The organism is Enterobacter sp. K16B (assembly GCF_020216105.1).
Taxonomy (GTDB): Bacteria; Pseudomonadota; Gammaproteobacteria; order Enterobacterales; family Enterobacteriaceae; genus Enterobacter; species Enterobacter sichuanensis.
In genome coordinates, this window is the sequence record NZ_JAIWJZ010000083.1 from 1 (window position 1) to 18,495 (window position 18,495).

Sequence of the window (18,495 nt, forward strand, 5' to 3'; positions counted from 1 at the left end):
GTGTTTTGACCCCGCAATAAAAAAACCACGCCAGGGCGTGGTTTTTTTTCATTCAAGACGACTCAGACGTTGAACAGGAAGTTCATCACATCGCCATCTTTAACGATGTATTCTTTCCCTTCCGCACGCATCTTGCCGGCTTCTTTCGCGCCTTGCTCACCCTTGTAGGTGATGAAATCTTCAAACGCGATAGTCTGCGCACGAATAAAGCCTTTCTCGAAGTCGGTGTGGATTTTACCCGCAGCCTGAGGCGCAGTCGCACCCACAGGGATGGTCCAGGCACGCACTTCTTTCACGCCAGCGGTGAAGTAGGTCTGCAGGTTGAGCAGGGCATAACCAGCACGGATAACGCGATTCAGCCCAGGCTCTTCCAGGCCCAGTTCTGCCATAAACTCGTCACGCTCTTCGTCATCCAGTTCGGCGATATCGGCTTCTACCGCGGCACAAACCGGAACCACGACAGAACCTTCTTTCTCGGCGATAGCACGCACCTGATCGAGGTACGGGTTATTTTCAAAACCGTCTTCGTTCACATTGGCAATGTACATGGTTGGCTTCAGCGTCAGGAAGCTCAGGTAACGGATAAGCTCTTTCTCGTCTTTGCTCAGATCCAGAGAACGCAGCATGCCCGCGTTTTCCAGCTGTGGAAGACATTTTTCCAGCACCGCCAACTCGGCTTTGGCATCTTTATCGCCACCTTTGGCTTTCTTGGAGATACGGTGGATCGCACGCTCGCAGGTATCAAGATCCGACAGCGCCAGCTCGGTGTTGATGACATCAATATCTTCAGCCGGGTTTACTTTACCCGCAACGTGAATGATGTTGTCGTTCTCGAAGCAGCGCACAACGTGGCCGATCGCTTCGGTTTCACGGATGTTGGTCAGGAACTGGTTGCCCAGACCTTCACCTTTGGATGCGCCTTTTACCAGGCCCGCGATGTCCACGAACTCCATGGTGGTCGGCAGAATACGCTGCGGCTTCACGATTTCCGCGAGCTGGTCCAGGCGCGGGTCAGGCATTGGCACCACGCCAGTGTTAGGTTCGATGGTACAGAACGGGAAGTTCGCCGCTTCGATACCCGCTTTGGTAAGCGCGTTAAACAGGGTGGATTTGCCCACGTTTGGCAGACCGACGATACCGCATTTGAATCCCATTTCTAAATCACCTTAATATCTTGATAATCAATCCGTTAACGATAACCGATTGATGAAAAGTAAATAACTACGCCTATTATACACGTAACCCGCATCACGCGCGGTAAAAAAGCCGTACTGGATGGATTATTGCGCTTTAAAAGCGTGTAAGCGGTTTGTCGCTTTGGTTAAGCCATCTTTCAGCCAGATTTCGGTGCAGCGCGCCGCTTCGTCTACCGCCTCGTCTATCAGTTTCTGCTCTGAAACCGGGGGCTTACCTAGCACAAAACCGACAACTTTGTTTTTATCGCCCGGATGGCCGATTCCCACGCGTAAACGGTGGAAATTCGGGTTATTGCCCAGCTTGCTGATGATGTCTTTTAGACCGTTATGACCGCCGTGCCCGCCGCCCAGCTTGAATTTCGCTACGCCTGGCGGAAGGTCCAGCTCATCGTGGGCCACCAGAATCTCATCCGGATTAATACGATAAAACGTTGCCATCGCCGCCACCGCTTTACCGCTCAGGTTCATAAAGGTGGTGGGCACCAGTAAGCGAACATCCGCGCCTGCGAGGTTGATACGTGAGGTATACCCGAAGAATTTAGGTTCTTCACGCAGGGGAGCACGTAACCGCTCGGCCAGCATATCGACATACCATGCTCCGGCATTGTGGCGGGTGGCCGCATACTCTGCGCCGGGGTTGGCGAGGCCGACAATCAGTTTAATCGTCACGATTTAATTCCTAATGGGTTCCAGATCTGGCGCGTAGTTTACTGTCTGGCGCGCCGCTTGACAAAATTCTGCGATCGTCTCAGCGAAATACGAATAATTTCTTATTTGAACAATTAGAAATTCAAGCTGTTCAAAGCCTTATTTGTAAACTTTTGTTTGGGAGTTATCTGTAATTGTGATCATTCACGCAACTCATAAAAGGGGCGTTGTCTATACTTTACACACAAGGATTAGGGGCTTTTCCCCTGACAACCCAAAGTTCCGGAGGTGACATATGAAACGCAAAAATGCTTCGCTACTCGGTAACGTGCTGATGGGTTTGGGGCTGTTTGTGATGGTTGTCGGCGTAGGTTATTCAATATTAAACCAGCTGCCGCAGCTTGATCTCCCGCAATACTTCGCGCATGGCGCGGTTCTGAGCATCTTCCTCGGTGCGGTATTGTGGCTCGCCGGGGCACGCGTGAGCGGCCATGAGGAAGTGTGCGATAAATACTGGTGGGTGCGCCATTACGATAAACGCTGCCGTCGCGACCAGCATAAGCACAGCTAGCACCAGGACGAAAGAATATCGAAACGACTCCCCAGGGAGTCTTTTTTTTTGCATCAAGGGTTGACCCTCACGTAACGTAAGGCACCAGAGTGGCGGCACTGGCAAAGAAAAGGAGCAGTTATGTTGATTCAGGTGGGTGAGCTGGCGAAGCGGGCCGGCATCACCGTGCGAACATTGCATCACTATGAGCAAACAGGGGTGTTGCTGCCTTCTGCCAGAAGCGCGGCAGGTTACCGGCTTTATAACCTGGCGGATGTCCAGCGTCTGCACATGATTCAGGCGCTGGCAAAAGCGGGGCTGGAACTTGCTGAAATCAGGGATTTTCTGGAACAAAAGTCGCTGTCGTTAACGGAACTCCTCGATGCGCAAATCAGCCTGCTGGATAAGCAGTTGCGCAGCATACACACGCTGCGTGACAGGCTGGTGGATTTGCGTACCGGGCTTACCGCCGATGAGACGCCCGATCTGGAATCCTGGCTACAGACTCTGGAGTTAATGAATATGTACGATCGCTGGTTTACGAAAGAAGAGTTACAGCAGCTGCCGTTTGCGCTGCAGAAGGATGCGCTGGCGGCTATCTGGTCGGGGCTGGTTGCAGAGATCAATACCCTGCTGGAACAGCACGTACCCGTTACAGACCCGCGGGCGATGGATCTGGCCACGCGCTGGATGGAACGCCTGGAGCAGGACACGGCAGGGAAGCCGGAGTTTCTGACCCGGCTGAACGAAATGCACAGCGCGGAGCCGCAGATGCAGGCGCAAACCGGCATCACGCCGGAGATGACCGACTATATTACGCGGGCGTTTGCCGAGTCGAAGCTCATTATCTGGGAGAACTATCTCTCTGCCGAAGAGATGGCGTTTACCCGGGCACATTACTTTGACCGCATGATGGAGTGGCCGCCGCTGGTGGCGAAACTGCATCAGGCGCAGCAGGAAAACCTCGACCCCGCCTCTGACGATGCGCAAAAGCTTGCCGAAAACTGGCTGGCGCTGTTCCAGTCGTACGCGGGCACGAACCCGGAGACGCAGCAAAAGTTTCGCGTGGCCATGCAGCAGGAGCCGCATCTGATGAAGGGAACATGGATGACGCCTGCCGTGCTTGAATGGCTCCAGCAGGCGATTGGGGTGATGATGCAGAGACGCTTCTCTGCATCAGGGGGCTCACAGATCCGCTAACGCGGCATCACGATTAGGGTAGAAGGCAAGGCGGCCAGGGATCGGCTGTACCCCCGCCCGCGCCATGGTGCGCAGAGGCTGGAACTCAAGATTACTTACCCGCAGTTCACAGCCTTCCGGCAGACGTTTCACAAAACGCTGGAAGGCGTCCAGCCCGCCCGCATCCAGCACCGGCACGGCATCCCATTTCAGGACCACTATCCGCTTGCCCGCAATGCGGGACTCCAGATCGCTGAACAGACCTTCTGCCGCGGCGAAGAACAACGGCCCAATCACGCGCAGAACCAGCACATCATCTGGCACCTCCACGTTAACCGGGGAGAGGCGCGTCATCTGCGCAATACGGCGCATAAACAGCAGGGAAGCGAGCACGATCCCGACGCTGATGGCAATGACCATATCGAACAGCACGGTCAGCGACATGCAGATCAGCATGACGATGATGTCGTCTTTCGGGGCGCGGCGCAGCAGGTTTACCACCTTATGCGCCTCACTCATGTTCCAGGCCACCATCAGCAGCAGGGCGGCCATTGCGGAAAGCGGCAGCCAGGAGAGCAGCGGAGCGAGGATCAGCAGGGCTAAGATCACCAGCACAGAGTGGATTACCGCTGAAACCGGCGAGGTGGCCCCGGCGCGCACGTTGGCCGCAGAACGGGCGATGGCCGCCGTGGCCGTAATGCCGCCAAAGAACGGTGCGATGAGGTTGCCTAACCCCTGGCCGACCAGCTCGCTGTTGGCTTTGTGCTTGGTGCCGGTCATGCCGTCGAGCACAACGGCGCAGAGCAGAGATTCAATCGCCCCGAGCATTGCCATGGAGAAGGCCGCAGGAAGCAGCGCGCGCAGGGAATCCCAGCTTAAGGTAAAGCTGGAGCCGGGCATATCCCACGGCAGCACCAGCTGCGGTAACAGTTGCGGTATGCCGCTACCCTGTGAACCGTCCGCCAGAACATAGTGGAACTGCGAGCCAATGGTGGCGACATGGCCGCCGAACATATTCACGACAGCCATTACCGCGCAGCCCAGCAGCAGCGCGGGCAGATGGCCCGGCAGACGAATACCCAGACGAGGCCAGACGATCAGCGTCCCCAGCGTCACAATCCCGATGGCGGCGTCGCCCAGGTTGGCAGTTGGCAGCGCCATAAACAGCGCCCCCACTTTTTGCAGGTAGTGTTCAGGAACGTGAGCCATCTGCAGGCCCAGGAAATCCTTGATTTGCATCGTTCCGATGGTGATACCGATCCCGGAGGTGAACCCCAGCGTAACGGAAAGGGGAATGTACTCTATCAGGCGGCCAAAGCGGGCCAGGCCAAACAGAATTAAAAAGAGCCCGGACATCAGGGTGGCGACAAGCAGGCCTGCCAGACCAAACTGCTGTGAAACGGGGTAGAGGATCACCACAAAAGCGGCAGTCGGGCCGGAAACGCTGAAACGTGAACCGCCGGTCAGAGCAATGACGATCCCGGCAACGGCTGAGGTGTACAGACCGTACTGCGGCGCAACGCCGCTACCAATCGCCAGCGCCATCGCCAGCGGGATGGCGATAATGCCGACGGTGATCCCGGCAATCAGGTCACGCACAAAACGTGATGAGGTGTACTTCTCTTTCCAGCAGGCGTCGATGAGGGCGCGAAAGGGCAGAACATGTGAGGAAGTTACGTTTTTCACAATTATCTATCATCCGTATGCGCATCATCTGTCATGTTAATGGCAGGTGAAGGAGGCATTAATCATACAAATAAAACCCAGAGACAAAAAAACCCGCCGCAGCGGGTTTTTTGGCCGTGTCCGATTAGTGTTCGAACATTGCAGAGATGGATTCTTCGTTGCTGATACGACGAATCGCTTCGGCCAGCATCCCGGACAGGGTCAGGGTACGCACGTTTGGCAGTGCCTTGATCTCGTCGCTCAGTGGGATGGTATCGCATACCACCACTTCGTCAATAACGGAGTTGCGCAGGTTGTTCACCGCATTGCCGGAGAAGATCGGGTGGGTCGCGTAAGCGAACACGCGCTTGGCACCACGCTCTTTCAGCGCTTCAGCAGCTTTACACAGCGTACCGCCGGTATCGATCATGTCGTCAACCAGTACGCAGTCACGGCCAGCCACGTCACCGATGATGTGCATCACCTGAGAAACGTTAGCGCGCGGACGGCGTTTGTCGATGATCGCCATGTCGGTATCGTTCAGCAGCTTAGCGATAGCACGAGCGCGTACCACGCCGCCGATGTCCGGAGAAACCACGATTGGGTTGTCCAGGTTCAGCTGCAGCATGTCTTCCAGCAGAATTGGGCTGCCGAATACGTTATCAACCGGGACGTCGAAGAAGCCCTGGATCTGCTCTGCGTGCAGGTCAACGGTCAGTACGCGGTCAACGCCGACGCTGGACAGGAAGTCAGCGACAACTTTAGCGGTGATTGGCACACGCGCAGAACGAACGCGACGGTCCTGACGGGCATAGCCGAAGTAAGGGATTACAGCAGTGATACGGCCTGCTGAAGCACGACGCAGGGCGTCGACCATAACAACCAGTTCCATCAGGTTGTCGTTTGTTGGAGCACAGGTGGACTGGATGATGAAAATATCACCACCGCGTACATTTTCGTTGATTTGTACGCTGACTTCGCCGTCGCTAAAGCGACCTACGGCGGCGTCGCCGAGGGAAGTGTACAGGCGGTTGGCAATACGTTGTGCTAGTTCCGGGGTGGCGTTACCAGCAAAAAGCTTCATATCAGGCACGAGAAGAACCTCAGGCATGCGTCCAGTGGTGGATAGCGTTCGCCGTAAACTGTGCGGGCCAGGCAAAGGCTATCCAGGCGGTGTATTAAAGAGCGCGATGCAACGTCTGGAACAGGGTGACGTTGTCACCGAAACTCAGTCTGCGCCAGAATGGCGTGCTGTAGGGGGGAGGTGTTCATCCCGCGCGCTACAAAACCATGCAGCCAAACCGGCGCTTGCTCAAGCACCTGACGAGCGGCGGATTCGGTGTCAAATTCAGCAAAGACACAGGCCCCTGTACCAGTCAGGCGCGACGGCGCGTATTCTAACAGCCAGGAAAGCACCGCATCAACCTCGCGAAAACGTTTTCTTGCGATATCCTCGCAATCGTTGCTGAATTCACAATTTAATAACGTTTCTATTGACCGCACCGGGGTATTTCTTTTCAGGTCAGGATCTTTAAATATGACCGGGGTCGGAATGCTCACCCCAGGGTGGGCAACCAGGTACCATTTTTCCGGCGGTTCAACCGGAGAGAGGATCTCACCCACGCCCTCGGCAAACGCCGCATGCCCGCGCACAAACACCGGGACATCTGCGCCCAGCGTCAAACCTAAGGCCGCCAGTTCGTCCTGCGACAGCCCGCAACCCCAGAGATGGTTCAGCGCAACCAGCATGGTGGCAGCGTTAGAGGAGCCTCCGCCCAGCCCGCCGCCCATTGGCAGACGCTTCTCGATACGGATGTCCGCACCGCTACCCGCCGGCAGGCGACCGGATTGCGCCGCGGCGTTCATCAGCAGACGCGCAGCGCGCACAATCAGGTTGTCCTCATGTGCCACGCCGTCGACCGGCGTCAGGAGGCAAATTTGTCCGTCCTGGCGCAGTTCAATGGAGATCGTGTCGCCATAGTCAATGAACTGAAACAGCGTCTGCAGGGTGTGATACCCGTCAGCGCGCTGGCCGGTAATGTATAAAAACAGGTTCAGTTTTGCCGGAGAGGGCCAGTGGGTCATCATTTAACGATCCAGTTATCCATCTTCAGCTTGATGCGCTGGCTGCCCTGAGTCAGCTCCATGTTGGATGGCAGCGCCGGTTTACTCTTACTGTCATAGTCGTTGTACACCACTTTCCAGGTTTTGCCGTTCTGGGTGTAATTGACCTGGCTCAGACGGTATTGATCGTCAAGCGTGTAGTCGGTCGCCTCACCCGGCAGGCCAAGGATCCACTGGCGCAGGCTGTTGAGCGGAATAGGCATTCCCGTCAGCTTGCCAATCATCTCTTCGGCATCGGTCGCGGTGTAGTGCTGGCCTTTGTTATCGGTGATCTGCGCTTCGCCCGGTTTGGCGATAAGCTCCAGTTCGGTACTGCCCAGCGGGTTCAGCAGCAGAAGGCGATAGTTGTCCTGGCCGGTCTGCTGCCAGAAGAAGCGCGCATAAACTTTTTGTTCGTCAGAGAGATAAGCGAAGGCGCCGCGGGTCTGGTACTGGCTCAAATTACGGACATCCTGCTGGTGCTGACGCCACTGCGGTGAATCAGGGCTTTTGCCCGGGCCTTTTGGTTGGGTGACGGTACATGCGGTCAGAACCAGTGCCGCCAGCGGCAGCAGGCGAATCAGTCGGGTCATAATGAGGACAAATCCTTGAGATACGTTGCAGTTATAACTGTTAATGCTAGCGTTGATGGTCCCCACCGTCTACGTTCAAATTATCTCAAAGCGTTGTGTAACCTATTACTCCGAAAGGGGGCAGTCCCTTTTATTGATCTCGCGCATCCTGTATGATGCGTTCTGCTAACCTTATTAACGCTGGTACTACTCCCGCTCAACATGACCCTATTAGCACTCGGTATCAACCACAAAACAGCCCCGGTTTCGCTGCGAGAACGCGTTACGTTTTCGCCGGATACGCTTGACCTGGCGCTGGACAGCCTGCTTGCCCAGCCGATGGTGCAGGGTGGCGTGGTGCTCTCGACGTGCAACCGTACCGAGCTCTATTTAAGCGTGGAAGAGCAGGATAACCTGCACGAAGCGCTGATCCGCTGGTTATGCGACTACCACAACCTCAATGAAGACGAGCTGCGCAACAGCCTGTACTGGCATCAGGATAACGATGCCGTCAGCCATCTGATGCGCGTCGCCAGCGGGCTGGATTCGCTGGTGCTGGGCGAGCCGCAAATTCTGGGTCAGGTGAAAAAAGCCTTTGCGGATTCGCAAAAAGGGCATCTGAAGGCCAGCGAGCTGGAGCGCATGTTCCAGAAGTCATTCTCCGTGGCAAAGCGTGTGCGAACCGAAACCGACATTGGTGCCAGTGCGGTTTCTGTTGCTTTCGCGGCCTGCACCCTTGCACGCCAAATCTTTGAATCCCTGTCAACCGTCACCGTGATGCTGGTGGGCGCGGGCGAAACCATCGAACTTGTGGCGCGCCATCTGCGCGAGCATAAAGTGAAAAAGATGATTATCGCTAACCGCACCCGCGAACGCGCGCAGGTGCTGGCGGATGAAGTGGGGGCAGAGGTGGTTGCCCTGAGCGACATCGATGAACGCCTGAAAGAGGCGGATATTATTATCAGCTCGACCGCCAGCCCGCTGCCGATCATCGGTAAAGGGATGGTGGAGCGCGCGCTCAAATCCCGTCGTAATCAGCCGATGCTGCTGGTGGACATCGCCGTTCCGCGCGATGTAGAGCCAGAAGTTGGCAAGCTGGCTAACGCCTACCTTTACAGCGTGGATGACCTGCAAAGCATCATTTCGCATAACCTCGCTCAGCGTAAAGCGGCGGCGGTGCAGGCGGAAACCATTGTCGAGCAGGAAACCAGTGAGTTTATGGCCTGGCTGCGCGCGCAAAGCGTCAGCGAGACCATCCGCGAGTACCGCGGACAGGCGGAACAGGTGCGTGATGACCTGACTGCAAAAGCGTTAGCGGCCCTTGACCAGGGCGGCGACGCACACGCGATTATGCAGGATCTGGCATGGAAACTGACCAACCGCCTGATCCATGCACCAACCAAATCTCTTCAGCAGGCTGCCCGTGACGGGGATGATGAACGCCTGACTATTCTGCGCAACAGCCTCGGGCTGGAATAGCGCCCTATACCCATTTTCTAAGACAAGGTGCACTTACGCCTATGAAGCCTTCTATCGTCGCTAAACTGGAAGCTCTGCACGAGCGCCATGAAGAAGTCCAGGCGCTGCTCGGCGATGCCGGGACCATTGCGGACCAGGAACGTTTTCGCGCGCTCTCACGTGAATACGCGCAGTTAAGTGATGTTTCTAAATGCTATACCGACTGGCGACAGGTTCAGGAAGATATCGAAACCGCGCAGATGATGCTCGACGATCCTGAAATGCGCGAGATGGCGCAGGAAGAGTTGCAGGATGCGAAAGCGCGTTCTGAAGAGATGGAGCAGCAGCTTCAGGTGCTTCTGCTGCCGAAAGATCCGGACGATGAGCGTAACGCCTTTGTGGAAGTCCGCGCCGGTACCGGCGGTGACGAAGCGGCCCTGTTTGCCGGGGACCTGTTCCGCATGTACAGCCGCTACGCCGAGTCACGCCGCTGGCGCGTGGAGATCATGAGCGCCAACGAAGGCGAACACGGTGGCTACAAAGAGGTTATCGCCAAGATCAGCGGCGACGGCGTGTACGGTCGTCTCAAGTTTGAATCTGGCGGTCACCGCGTACAGCGCGTGCCGGCTACCGAATCTCAGGGTCGCATTCATACCTCCGCCTGTACGGTGGCGGTGATGCCGGAGCTGCCGGAAGCGGAACTGCCGGACATCAACCCGGCCGATCTGCGCATCGACACTTTCCGCTCCTCCGGGGCGGGCGGTCAGCACGTTAACACCACCGACTCCGCCATCCGTATTACCCACCTGCCAACCGGCATTGTGGTGGAGTGCCAGGACGAACGTTCCCAGCACAAAAACAAAGCCAAAGCGCTTTCCGTGCTGGGGGCGCGTATTCACGCGGCAGAAATGGCGAAACGCCAGCAGGCGGAAGCGTCAACCCGTCGTAATCTGCTGGGCAGCGGCGATCGCAGTGACCGCAACCGCACCTACAACTTCCCGCAGGGTCGCGTGACGGACCACCGCATCAACCTGACGCTCTACCGTCTGGACGAGGTGATGGAAGGGAAACTGGACATGCTGATTGAGCCTATCGTCCAGGAATACCAGGCCGACCAGCTGGCGGCACTGTCCGAGCAGGAATAATGGATTTTCAGCACTGGTTACGCCATGCCACCGGTGAGCTTTCCGGGAGTGAAAGCCCGAAGCGTGATGCCGAAATTTTGCTGGAGTACGTGACGGGCAAAGCTCGTACGTTTCTGCTGGCGTTCGGCGAAACCGAACTGACCGCTGAACAGGAAGCGCAGCTCGCCGCGCTGCTTGCCCGCCGTAAAACCGGTGAGCCGGTGGCGCATCTCGTCGGAGAGCGTGAGTTCTGGTCGTTACCCTTGTTCGTCTCTGCGGCGACGCTGATCCCGCGTCCTGACACCGAGTGTCTGGTGGAGCAGGCGCTGGCGCGTTTACCCGCAGAGGCCTGCCGCATTCTCGATCTCGGTACGGGGACCGGGGCCATCGCCCTGGCGCTCGCCAGCGAACGGCCCGATTGCGCGGTCACGGCGGTGGATGTGATGCCCGACGCGGTGGCACTGGCGCAGCGTAACGTGGAACGTCTTGGTCTGGTTAACGTGACCGTCCTGCAAAGCAGCTGGTTTAGCGCACTGGAGAAGCAGACGTTCGGGATGATTGTCAGTAACCCGCCCTATATCGACGAGCATGACCCGCACCTCTCGCAGGGGGATGTGCGCTTCGAACCGCTGTCGGCGCTGGTTGCCGCCAGGGAGGGATTAGCCGATCTCGATCACATTGTGACAACGTCACGACAGCATTTACTTCCCGGTGGCTGGCTGCTGGTGGAGCATGGCTGGACGCAGGGGGACGCCGTGCGGGCGCTGTTTACACAGGCAGGCTACACGGCGGTTGAAACCTGCCGCGACTACGGCGGTAACGAGCGTCTGACGCTGGGGCAATGGGCATGAAGCCTGGCTATCTGCCATTTACTGATAAAGGCGCAGGGCTGACTGAAAAGCCGTTTGGCGTTATCATTGACATCGTTTTGGGTTTTATCGCGTCTGGACGTCATTGTACGCGCAGTCGTTACTGGGGTAAGTCATGAGGTCCTTAGCCGATTTCGAATTTAATAAAGTGCCGCTCTGCGATGGCATGATCCTGATTTCGGAGATGATTCGCGACGATTTTACGTCGCAGTATGTCTACGATGAGCTGGAGAGTCTGGTCAGCCTGGCGCGCGAAGAGATCAATCAGGCGCGTCCGCAGGACTGGCAGCTGGAGAAGCTGCTTGAGCTTTTCTACGGCGAATGGGGTTTCTGCGACACGCGGGGCGTGTATCGCCTGTCTGACGCATTATGGCTGGACCAGGTGTTAAAAAATCGTCAGGGCAGCGCGGTCGCCCTGGGCTCTATTTTGCTGTGGATCGCGCACCGTCTGGATATTCCACTGGTGCCGGTCATTTTCCCGACGCAGATGATCCTGCGTGCCGAGTGGCTGGACGGTGAAATGTGGCTGATTAATCCGTTTAACGGCGACACGCTGGACGAACATACGCTGGACGTCTGGCTGAAAGGCAATATCAGCCCGGTGGCCGAGCTCTTTAATGAAGATCTCGACGAAGCCGACAACGCCGAAGTTATCCGTAAACTGCTGGATACGCTGAAATCGGCGCTGATGGAAGAGCGTCAGATGGAGCTGGCCCTGCGTGCCAGCGAAGTGTTGCTGCAGTTTAATCCGGAAGATCCGTACGAAATTCGCGACCGCGGGCTTATTTATGCCCAGCTCGACTGCGAGCACGTGGCGCTGAACGATTTAAGCTATTTCGTCGAACAATGTCCGGAAGATCCGATCAGCGAAATGATTCGGGCGCAGATCAACGCGATCTCGCACAAACAAATTACACTGCATTAATCTTAATTCCGATTCACACCTGAATAAGGCGATCCTATGAAACAAAAAGTGGTTAGCATTGGTGATATCAACGTGGCAAACGACCTGCCGTTCGTGCTGTTTGGCGGTATGAACGTGCTGGAATCCCGCGATCTCGCCATGCGTATCTGCGAGCACTACGTGACCGTGACCCAGAAGCTGGGCATCCCGTACGTGTTTAAGGCCTCTTTTGACAAAGCCAACCGCTCCTCAATTCGCTCTTACCGTGGCCCGGGCCTGGAAGAGGGGATGAAAATTTTCCAGGAGCTGAAACAGACGTTTGGCGTGAAAGTGATCACCGACGTGCATGAAGCTTCTCAGGCGCAGCCAGTGGCTGACGTGGTAGACGTGATCCAGCTCCCGGCGTTTCTGGCTCGCCAGACTGACCTGGTGGAAGCGATGGCGAAAACCGGTGCGGTCATTAACGTGAAAAAACCGCAGTTCGTGAGCCCGGGCCAGATGGGCAACATCGTCGATAAATTTATCGAAGGTGGCAACGACAAAGTTATCCTGTGCGACCGTGGCGCTAACTTCGGCTACGACAACCTGGTGGTGGACATGCTGGGCTTCAGCGTGATGAAGAACGTCTCTAACCAGTCGCCGGTGATCTTCGACGTAACCCACGCGCTGCAGTGCCGTGACCCGTTTGGCGCGGCGTCGGGTGGCCGTCGTGCGCAGGTGACCGAGCTGGCGCGTGCCGGGATGGCGACCGGCCTGGCGGGTCTGTTCATTGAAGCGCACCCGGATCCGGATAACGCGAAATGCGACGGTCCTTCCGCGCTGCCGCTGGATAAACTGGAGCCGTTCCTGAAGCAGATCAAAGCGATTGACGATCTGGTGAAAAGCTTCGACGAGCTGGATACCAGCAAATAATAAAAAAACCCGCTTCGGCGGGTTTTTTTATGTTTTCTCCCTCTCCCTGTGGGAGAGGGTTGGAGTGAGGGCATCAGGCCGCACCGGACCACTCTTACGCAAAAATCGTCATCAGATACGCAACAAACAAAGCCATATGCGCTGCCCCGTTCAGCACATTGGTGCGTCCGGTGGAGAACGAAATCTGGCACAGCAGCAATGATGCCACCATCACAATCATCTCCGGCGCGCCCAGCGCAAACTGCAGTTCGTTGCCGGTCATAAAGGCAATCAGCGTCACTACCGGTACGGTGAGTGAAATGGTTGCCAGTACCGAGCCGAAGAACAGGTTCATCGCGCGCTGCACCTGATTGTTCAGCACCGCTTTCAGCGCCCCCAGTCCTTCAGGGGACAGAATCAACAGCGCCACCAGGAAACCGGTAAACGCCACTGGCGCGTTCAGCTCAGTCAGCAGTGTCTCCAGCGGGTTGGCATTCATCTTGGTGACGGCAATCACCGCAATCAGATGTACGATCAGCCAAACCGTATGCCACGCGCTGCTGTGGGCCGACGGCTTGCCGTGGTGCGGGTCATCGTCGTCGCTGTCATCTTCATGCTCATACACAAACAGGCTCTGGTGCGTTTTGGTCTGAATCAGCAGAAACACGCCGTACATGGCTGCGGAAATGAGCGCGACCAACAACGCCTGACCGGTAGAAAAATTGGCGCCCGGCAGCGCCATCGGGAAGACCAGCACAATAATCGCCAGCGGGAAGAGCGCAATCAGATACTGTTTAATGCCGAACAGGTTCATATACTGGGTCGCGAATTTGCCTCCGCCCAGTAACAGAGAGAAGCCCACCAGACCACCCGTGACAATCATGATGATCGAATAGAGCGTGTCGCGCATCAGCGTCGGCGCGGCGTCACCGGTCGCCATGAGTGCGGAAATCAGACTGACTTCAAGAATAACAACGGAAAGGCTGAGAATTAACGATCCGTAAGGCTCACCCAGACGGTGGGCTAATACGTCCGCATGGCGAACGACGCTAAATGCGCTGGTTAAGATACCGACCAGGGCCAGAATATTGATACCAACCACCACTGGCAGTGACTGACTGCTTCCCCAGAAGAGCAGCACAGCCAGTGCCAGAACCGGGAAAATGAGTGACGTCTCCTTGTGGCGGGTCTTCACCGCCTCGTGTGCTGCTGTCATGTGCTTCTCCATCAATGCAGGTGCTTGTCATTATAGATAGATTTTTGAGGCCGTTACATTAACAGTTCTCTGTTAAATACCCTTTATTTTTTACTCAAATTTACCCTTTGTGATGATATTGCATCATGATGCGCATAATGCGTTATCTTTATTTTATATGCCTTAAATAACAGTAGATTATCATTATAATTTACGCATAAATTATTCCTGACTGGCACCATGGCGTATCGTCGTCCACACTTATCTCTTTAAGCAAAAGAGAGGTTAGTGATGCCCTATAAAACGAAACGCGAATTACCGGATAACGTACAAAACGTACTCCCCGATCACGCGCAGGAGATCTACAAAGAGGCGTTTAACAGCGCCTGGGATCAATACAAAGATAAGGACGATCGCCGGGATGATGCCAGCCGTGAAGAGACGGCGCACAAAGTCGCCTGGGCCGCAGTCAAACATGATTATGAGAAAGGAGACGATGATAAATGGCATAAAAAGAAATAGCCGTGAAATCATTCGCTGCCTTCATTTTGACTTTTCAGGCGGTTGAACTGCTGTTGTATTGCAACGGGTCCGCTAATTGCTTATCGTTATTTTACCGCTGGTAAAATGACCAGCACATAATGCCGGGAAGGCGAATTACAGATGTCGCAAGGAAGCATGCAGTGGCGGAGGTGTAAAGTGTTAACGCGTGATTTCTTAATGAAGGCAGATTGTAAGACGGCATTTGGTGCTATTGAGGAATCGCTTCTCTGGTCAGCTGAACAACGTGCGGCGTCGCTCGCTGCCACGCTTGCCTGCCGCCCGGATGATGGCCCGGTATGGATTTTTGGCTACGGTTCACTGATGTGGAACCCGGCTCTGGAATTTGTCGAATCGGCGACGGGTACGCTCCCCGGATGGCATCGCGCATTTTGCCTGCGATTAACCGCCGGACGTGGCAGCGCGTGTCAGCCGGGACGCATGCTTGCACTGAAAGAGGGCGGTCGCACCACGGGAGTGGCCTATCGCCTTCCTGATGCCACGCTGGAAGAGGAGCTGACGCTGCTCTGGAAGCGTGAGATGATCACCGGCTGTTATATGCCGAGCTGGTGCAAGCTGGACCTCGACGACGGACGCACCGTCAATGCGCTGGTCTTTATTATGGATCCGCGTCATCCGCTGTACGAAGCGGACACCCGCACGCAGGTGATTGCGCCGTTAATTGCCGCCGCCAGCGGGCCGCTGGGCACCAACGCGCAGTATCTTTTCTCCCTCGATCAGGAACTGACCCGCCTCGGCATGAAGGACGATTGTCTGAATGAGCTGGTGGTGAAGGTGAAGGCGCTGCTGGAAGGAAACGCGGTCAACAGCACGCTGCGACCGGGCTTTGCCTGATAATACGCCCGGCTTGCCGGGCGTGTGACGTTATGCTGCCACGTAGCTGACGGAATGCTCCAGTGACTGACTGTGGCTGTCGATCAGCACATCCCATGTGCCGGTATAGGGCACGGTAAGCCAGGCCTTGTCATCCTGCACGGTCAGAATATCCGCCTGGGACTGTTTCTGTGCCTTTGAACTCATCAGATGAATACGACAGCGCTCTGAGCAGCGCACCACGACCGTATCCCCGCCAAACAGTTTCAAACTTGTTTTTACCAGTGCCATTTTTTACCCCGTAGTCTTAAACAACGCTCTCCCTGCAGCCATATCCGAGCGTGATGTTGTTCACAATTCACTCATGGCATAACACCAAAGGGGAGGGGGTGGGATGCTGATTTTGATCAAAAAATGGCATAACGATTAAACAAAAATGACAATATTCCTCAAAATGTCAGCTGGCGCGCGTTTTAGCCGCTAAACGCGCGCCGGATTAACATTAAATGCGGAAATGGCCGGCGGTTTCAGCAAGGTCGCCCGCCTGGCTCTGCAGGGCACCAGCCGCGGCGGCAGATTGCACCACCAGTTCGGCGTTCTGCTGTACCATGCGGTCGAGATGGGTCACCGCGTGGTTAATCTCGTGAATGCCTTTCATCTGCTCGCTGGTGGCGATGGAGATTTCGCGCATGATGCCGGAGACGCTGCCGATGCTGGAGCGGATCTCATCCATGCTTTCCCCGGCCAGATGTACGTAGCGAGAACCGGTCGCCACGCTGTCGGTAGTGGAATCAATCAGTGATTTAATCTCCTTCGCCGCCTGGGCGCTACGGCTGGCCAGGTTGCGCACTTCGCCCGCCACCACGGCAAACCCGCGACCCTGCTCGCCGGCGCGGGCCGCTTCGACGGAAGCGTTCAGCGCCAGAATGTTGGTCTGGAAAGCAATACCGTCAATCACGCTGGTGATATCGCCAATTTTGGCCGACGCCACTTCGATGGACTGCATGGTGCTGATCGCCTGCGATACCACCTCGCCGCCGCGGGCCGCGGCCGCTGAGGCCTTGCTCGCCTGGTCGTTCGCTTCCGCCGCCGACTCATTTGACTGGGTCACGGAGGCGGTGATCTGCTCCACGGCGCTGGCCGTCTCGCGCAGACTGGATGCCGCCTGCTCGGTACGTCCGGAAAGATCCTGGTTACCGGCGGCAATCTCCTGCGCGGCATTTTTCACCGACTCGCTGGCATCACGGAGTTGCACCATCACCACCGCGAGCTTATCGCTGAAGGCGTTAAAGGCCTGGGCGATCTGCGCGACTTCGTCCTCGCCGGCGTCCGGCAGGCGCTGCGACAGATCGTTGGTGCCGTTGGCAATGTTGTGCATCGCGTCGCGAATGTCAGACAGACGTTTCAGCAGACGGGCAATCAGGAAATGGACAATGGCCGCGCTCAGCAGCGCCAGGATCACCAGCGAAATCGCCGATGCTTTAAGCAGGGAACGCATGCCGGAGGTGGCGTCACCGTTGTCGAGGGCGACCACTAACAGCCAGTTGGTGCCCGGCACGGCGGTCGCCACGAAGGTTTTCTCGACGTCATTCAGGGTTCCGTCGACCAGATTGCCACTTTTCAGTGCGGCAAAATCGATGCCTTTGATGGTCTCAGCAAACGGTTTGAGCGTCAGAGCCGGATCGTTAGCCGCAATCACGCTGCCATCGCTGTTAAGAAGTAACCCGCTGCTGGCCGGGGTAGGATGGATCCCGCGCACGTTCGCCACCACGCTGTCCATGGCCACATCACCCGCCACGACCGCTTTCAGGGCGCCATTTTCTTTCACCGGCACGGCGAAGGTCACCACCAGTTTCCCGGTTCCGGCGTCGACATACGGCGCAGTCACAACCGGACCGTCGGTGCTGACCACCTGCTGATACCACGGGCGAATGGTCGGATCATAATCCGCAGGTACACCGGCAGGCTCGGAGAATTTTGCCGTTTTGCTGGCGTAGCCCACATAGACGTTGGTGAACCCACCCGCCTGGGCAAGCTGTTTAAACACCGGAACCGGATCGTCACTCAGCGCCACGCTCCGGGCGGAGGCGATCACGGTCATCTTGCTTTTGACCCAGTCGGCAATCGCCATATTATGGCTGGCGCTGGTGCTGGTCAGGATATCGCGCTGGGACTGCTGGTTATCCTGGCGCGTGACCTGGAAGTTGATAACCGTATTGAGGAGAAGGGCGACGACCAGGCAGCCTGTCGTCGCGGCAATAATGCGAGCACGAATCGATCTGAACATAAGTTAAATACCTGCTGTGTTGTTTCCATGCCTATCGGCAACCCAGCAGGTAAACTTGATGCTGAAACCGCGTCCATAAGAAAAAAATATTTTTACGGGTTTATTATTAAAAAGTTAATACTTTATCAGCGGTCAGAGTCCACTCTGCCAGTTCAACCAGGGTACCGATCTCCACGCCGTCAATCAGCGGCAGGCCGGTGATGCCCCGCCCGTCGGTGCAGGTTTTGCACAGTTTCACCGGCACATTTTGCGCGGTCAGGATCTCCAGCATCTGCTGAATGTTATACCCCTCTGCGGGTCTCTGCCCCTTCAGACCTGCAGTGACCGCATCCGACATTAAAAAGAGTCGCAACGCCAGGTCGCTCTCCTTTTCGCGCAGCGCAATGGCCAGACGCAGGCTGTTAAAAAGGGATTCGCTGCCGTAGGCCGCACCGTTGGCGACAATCACAATTTTTTGCATGTTGACTCCTGTTCTTATAA

General features: G+C 56.3%; 19 protein-coding genes and 1 pseudogene. 10 read left to right on the top strand and 10 right to left on the bottom strand.

Annotated elements, in window-relative coordinates; genetic code table 11:
* Nucleotides 1-62: 62 nt before the first annotated feature.
* Together ychF and pth are read right to left on the bottom strand one after the other, a co-directional pair.
* On the bottom strand, nt 63-1,154 hold the full coding sequence (gene ychF, locus LDK53_RS15535) for a redox-regulated ATPase YchF (RefSeq protein WP_020690896.1): 1,092 nt from the start codon (nt 1,152-1,154) through the stop codon (nt 63-65).
* 126 nt (nt 1,155-1,280) lie between these two features.
* Nucleotides 1,281-1,865, bottom strand: coding sequence for an aminoacyl-tRNA hydrolase (pth, locus tag LDK53_RS15540; RefSeq protein ID WP_225287531.1), 585 nt, complete (start codon nt 1,863-1,865; stop codon nt 1,281-1,283).
* 274 nt (nt 1,866-2,139) lie between these two features.
* On the opposite strand from pth, the gene ychH reads away from it, so the two are divergent.
* On the top strand, nt 2,140-2,415 hold the full coding sequence (ychH, locus tag LDK53_RS15545; RefSeq protein WP_008499505.1) for a stress-induced protein YchH: 276 nt from the start codon (nt 2,140-2,142) through the stop codon (nt 2,413-2,415).
* 120 nt (nt 2,416-2,535) lie between these two features.
* Nucleotides 2,536-3,594 (top strand): MerR family transcriptional regulator, encoded by a 1,059-nt coding sequence (locus LDK53_RS15550; protein WP_225287532.1) that lies wholly within the window; start codon nt 2,536-2,538, stop codon nt 3,592-3,594.
* Here the strand turns inward: LDK53_RS15550 and dauA are convergent.
* The 4 genes from dauA to lolB form a co-directional block, all read right to left on the bottom strand.
* Nucleotides 3,580-5,259 carry a C4-dicarboxylic acid transporter DauA gene (gene dauA / locus LDK53_RS15555; protein WP_045286259.1) on the bottom strand — a complete coding sequence of 560 codons (1,680 nt, stop codon included), beginning with the start codon at nt 5,257-5,259 and terminating at the stop codon, nt 3,580-3,582. The genes LDK53_RS15550 and dauA overlap by 15 nt on opposite strands.
* A 124-nt stretch (nt 5,260-5,383) precedes the next feature.
* Nucleotides 5,384-6,331, bottom strand: coding sequence for a ribose-phosphate diphosphokinase (gene prs, locus LDK53_RS15560; protein ID WP_003856663.1), 948 nt, complete (start codon nt 6,329-6,331; stop codon nt 5,384-5,386).
* A gap of 125 nt (nt 6,332-6,456) precedes the next feature.
* The gene (gene ispE / locus LDK53_RS15565; RefSeq protein WP_225287533.1) at nt 6,457-7,326 is read right to left on the bottom strand and encodes a 4-(cytidine 5'-diphospho)-2-C-methyl-D-erythritol kinase; all 870 of its coding nucleotides are present in this window, start codon (nt 7,324-7,326) and stop codon (nt 6,457-6,459) included.
* Nucleotides 7,323-7,934: a lipoprotein insertase outer membrane protein LolB gene (gene lolB / locus LDK53_RS15570; protein WP_047958856.1), complete on the bottom strand. Its 612-nt coding sequence runs from the start codon at nt 7,932-7,934 to the stop codon at nt 7,323-7,325. Before lolB ends, ispE begins: the two co-directional genes overlap by 4 nt.
* Before the next feature lie 201 nt (nt 7,935-8,135).
* Between lolB and hemA the strand changes: the two genes are divergently transcribed.
* From hemA to kdsA, 6 genes and pseudogenes are all read left to right on the top strand, one after another.
* Entirely contained in the window at nt 8,136-9,392 is a 1,257-nt protein-coding gene (gene hemA / locus LDK53_RS15575) for a glutamyl-tRNA reductase (RefSeq protein ID WP_025756524.1), read from the top strand.
* A 41-nt stretch (nt 9,393-9,433) separates the two neighbouring features.
* Nucleotides 9,434-10,516, top strand: coding sequence for a peptide chain release factor 1 (prfA, locus tag LDK53_RS15580; protein ID WP_025756525.1), 1,083 nt, complete (start codon nt 9,434-9,436; stop codon nt 10,514-10,516).
* Nucleotides 10,516-11,346, top strand: a complete 831-nt coding sequence (gene prmC, locus LDK53_RS15585; RefSeq protein WP_225287534.1) for a peptide chain release factor N(5)-glutamine methyltransferase — start codon at nt 10,516-10,518, stop codon at nt 11,344-11,346. Before prfA ends, prmC begins: the two co-directional genes overlap by 1 nt.
* 8 nt (nt 11,347-11,354) lie before the next feature.
* A pseudogene (locus tag LDK53_RS15590) lies at nt 11,355-11,447 on the top strand (siroheme synthase); the annotation flags it as partial.
* A 32-nt stretch (nt 11,448-11,479) separates the two neighbouring features.
* Nucleotides 11,480-12,289 (top strand): invasion regulator SirB1, encoded by an 810-nt coding sequence (gene sirB1, locus LDK53_RS15595; RefSeq protein WP_013096236.1) that lies wholly within the window; start codon nt 11,480-11,482, stop codon nt 12,287-12,289.
* A 36-nt stretch (nt 12,290-12,325) separates the two neighbouring features.
* Nucleotides 12,326-13,180, top strand: coding sequence for a 3-deoxy-8-phosphooctulonate synthase (kdsA, locus tag LDK53_RS15600; protein ID WP_025756528.1), 855 nt, complete (start codon nt 12,326-12,328; stop codon nt 13,178-13,180).
* A 94-nt stretch (nt 13,181-13,274) separates the two neighbouring features.
* Here kdsA and chaA read toward each other — a convergent pair whose 3' ends face one another.
* Nucleotides 13,275-14,375 carry a sodium-potassium/proton antiporter ChaA gene (chaA, locus tag LDK53_RS15605; protein ID WP_225287535.1) on the bottom strand — a complete coding sequence of 367 codons (1,101 nt, stop codon included), beginning with the start codon at nt 14,373-14,375 and terminating at the stop codon, nt 13,275-13,277.
* Nucleotides 14,376-14,645: 270 nt separating this feature from the next.
* Here chaA and chaB point away from each other — a divergent pair, with 270 nt between their 5' ends.
* On the top strand, nt 14,646-14,876 hold the full coding sequence (gene chaB, locus LDK53_RS15610; protein WP_094916943.1) for a putative cation transport regulator ChaB: 231 nt from the start codon (nt 14,646-14,648) through the stop codon (nt 14,874-14,876).
* A 177-nt stretch (nt 14,877-15,053) separates the two neighbouring features.
* Nucleotides 15,054-15,749, top strand: coding sequence for a gamma-glutamylcyclotransferase (locus LDK53_RS15615; protein ID WP_045286265.1), 696 nt, complete (start codon nt 15,054-15,056; stop codon nt 15,747-15,749).
* Nucleotides 15,750-15,779: 30 nt separating this feature from the next.
* Here the strand turns inward: LDK53_RS15615 and LDK53_RS15620 are convergent, their stop codons facing one another.
* The 3 genes from LDK53_RS15620 to LDK53_RS15630 form a co-directional block, all read right to left on the bottom strand.
* A complete protein-coding gene (locus LDK53_RS15620) occupies nt 15,780-16,019 on the bottom strand; it encodes a DUF1883 domain-containing protein (RefSeq protein ID WP_010432930.1) in 240 nt (79 codons plus the stop codon).
* Between the two features lie 211 nt (nt 16,020-16,230).
* A complete protein-coding gene (locus LDK53_RS15625) occupies nt 16,231-18,015 on the bottom strand; it encodes a methyl-accepting chemotaxis protein (RefSeq protein WP_047958853.1) in 1,785 nt (594 codons plus the stop codon).
* Nucleotides 18,016-18,121: 106 nt separating this feature from the next.
* The gene (locus tag LDK53_RS15630; RefSeq protein ID WP_047958852.1) at nt 18,122-18,475 is read right to left on the bottom strand and encodes a DsrE/DsrF/TusD sulfur relay family protein; all 354 of its coding nucleotides are present in this window, start codon (nt 18,473-18,475) and stop codon (nt 18,122-18,124) included.
* Nucleotides 18,476-18,495: the final 20 nt, after the last annotated feature.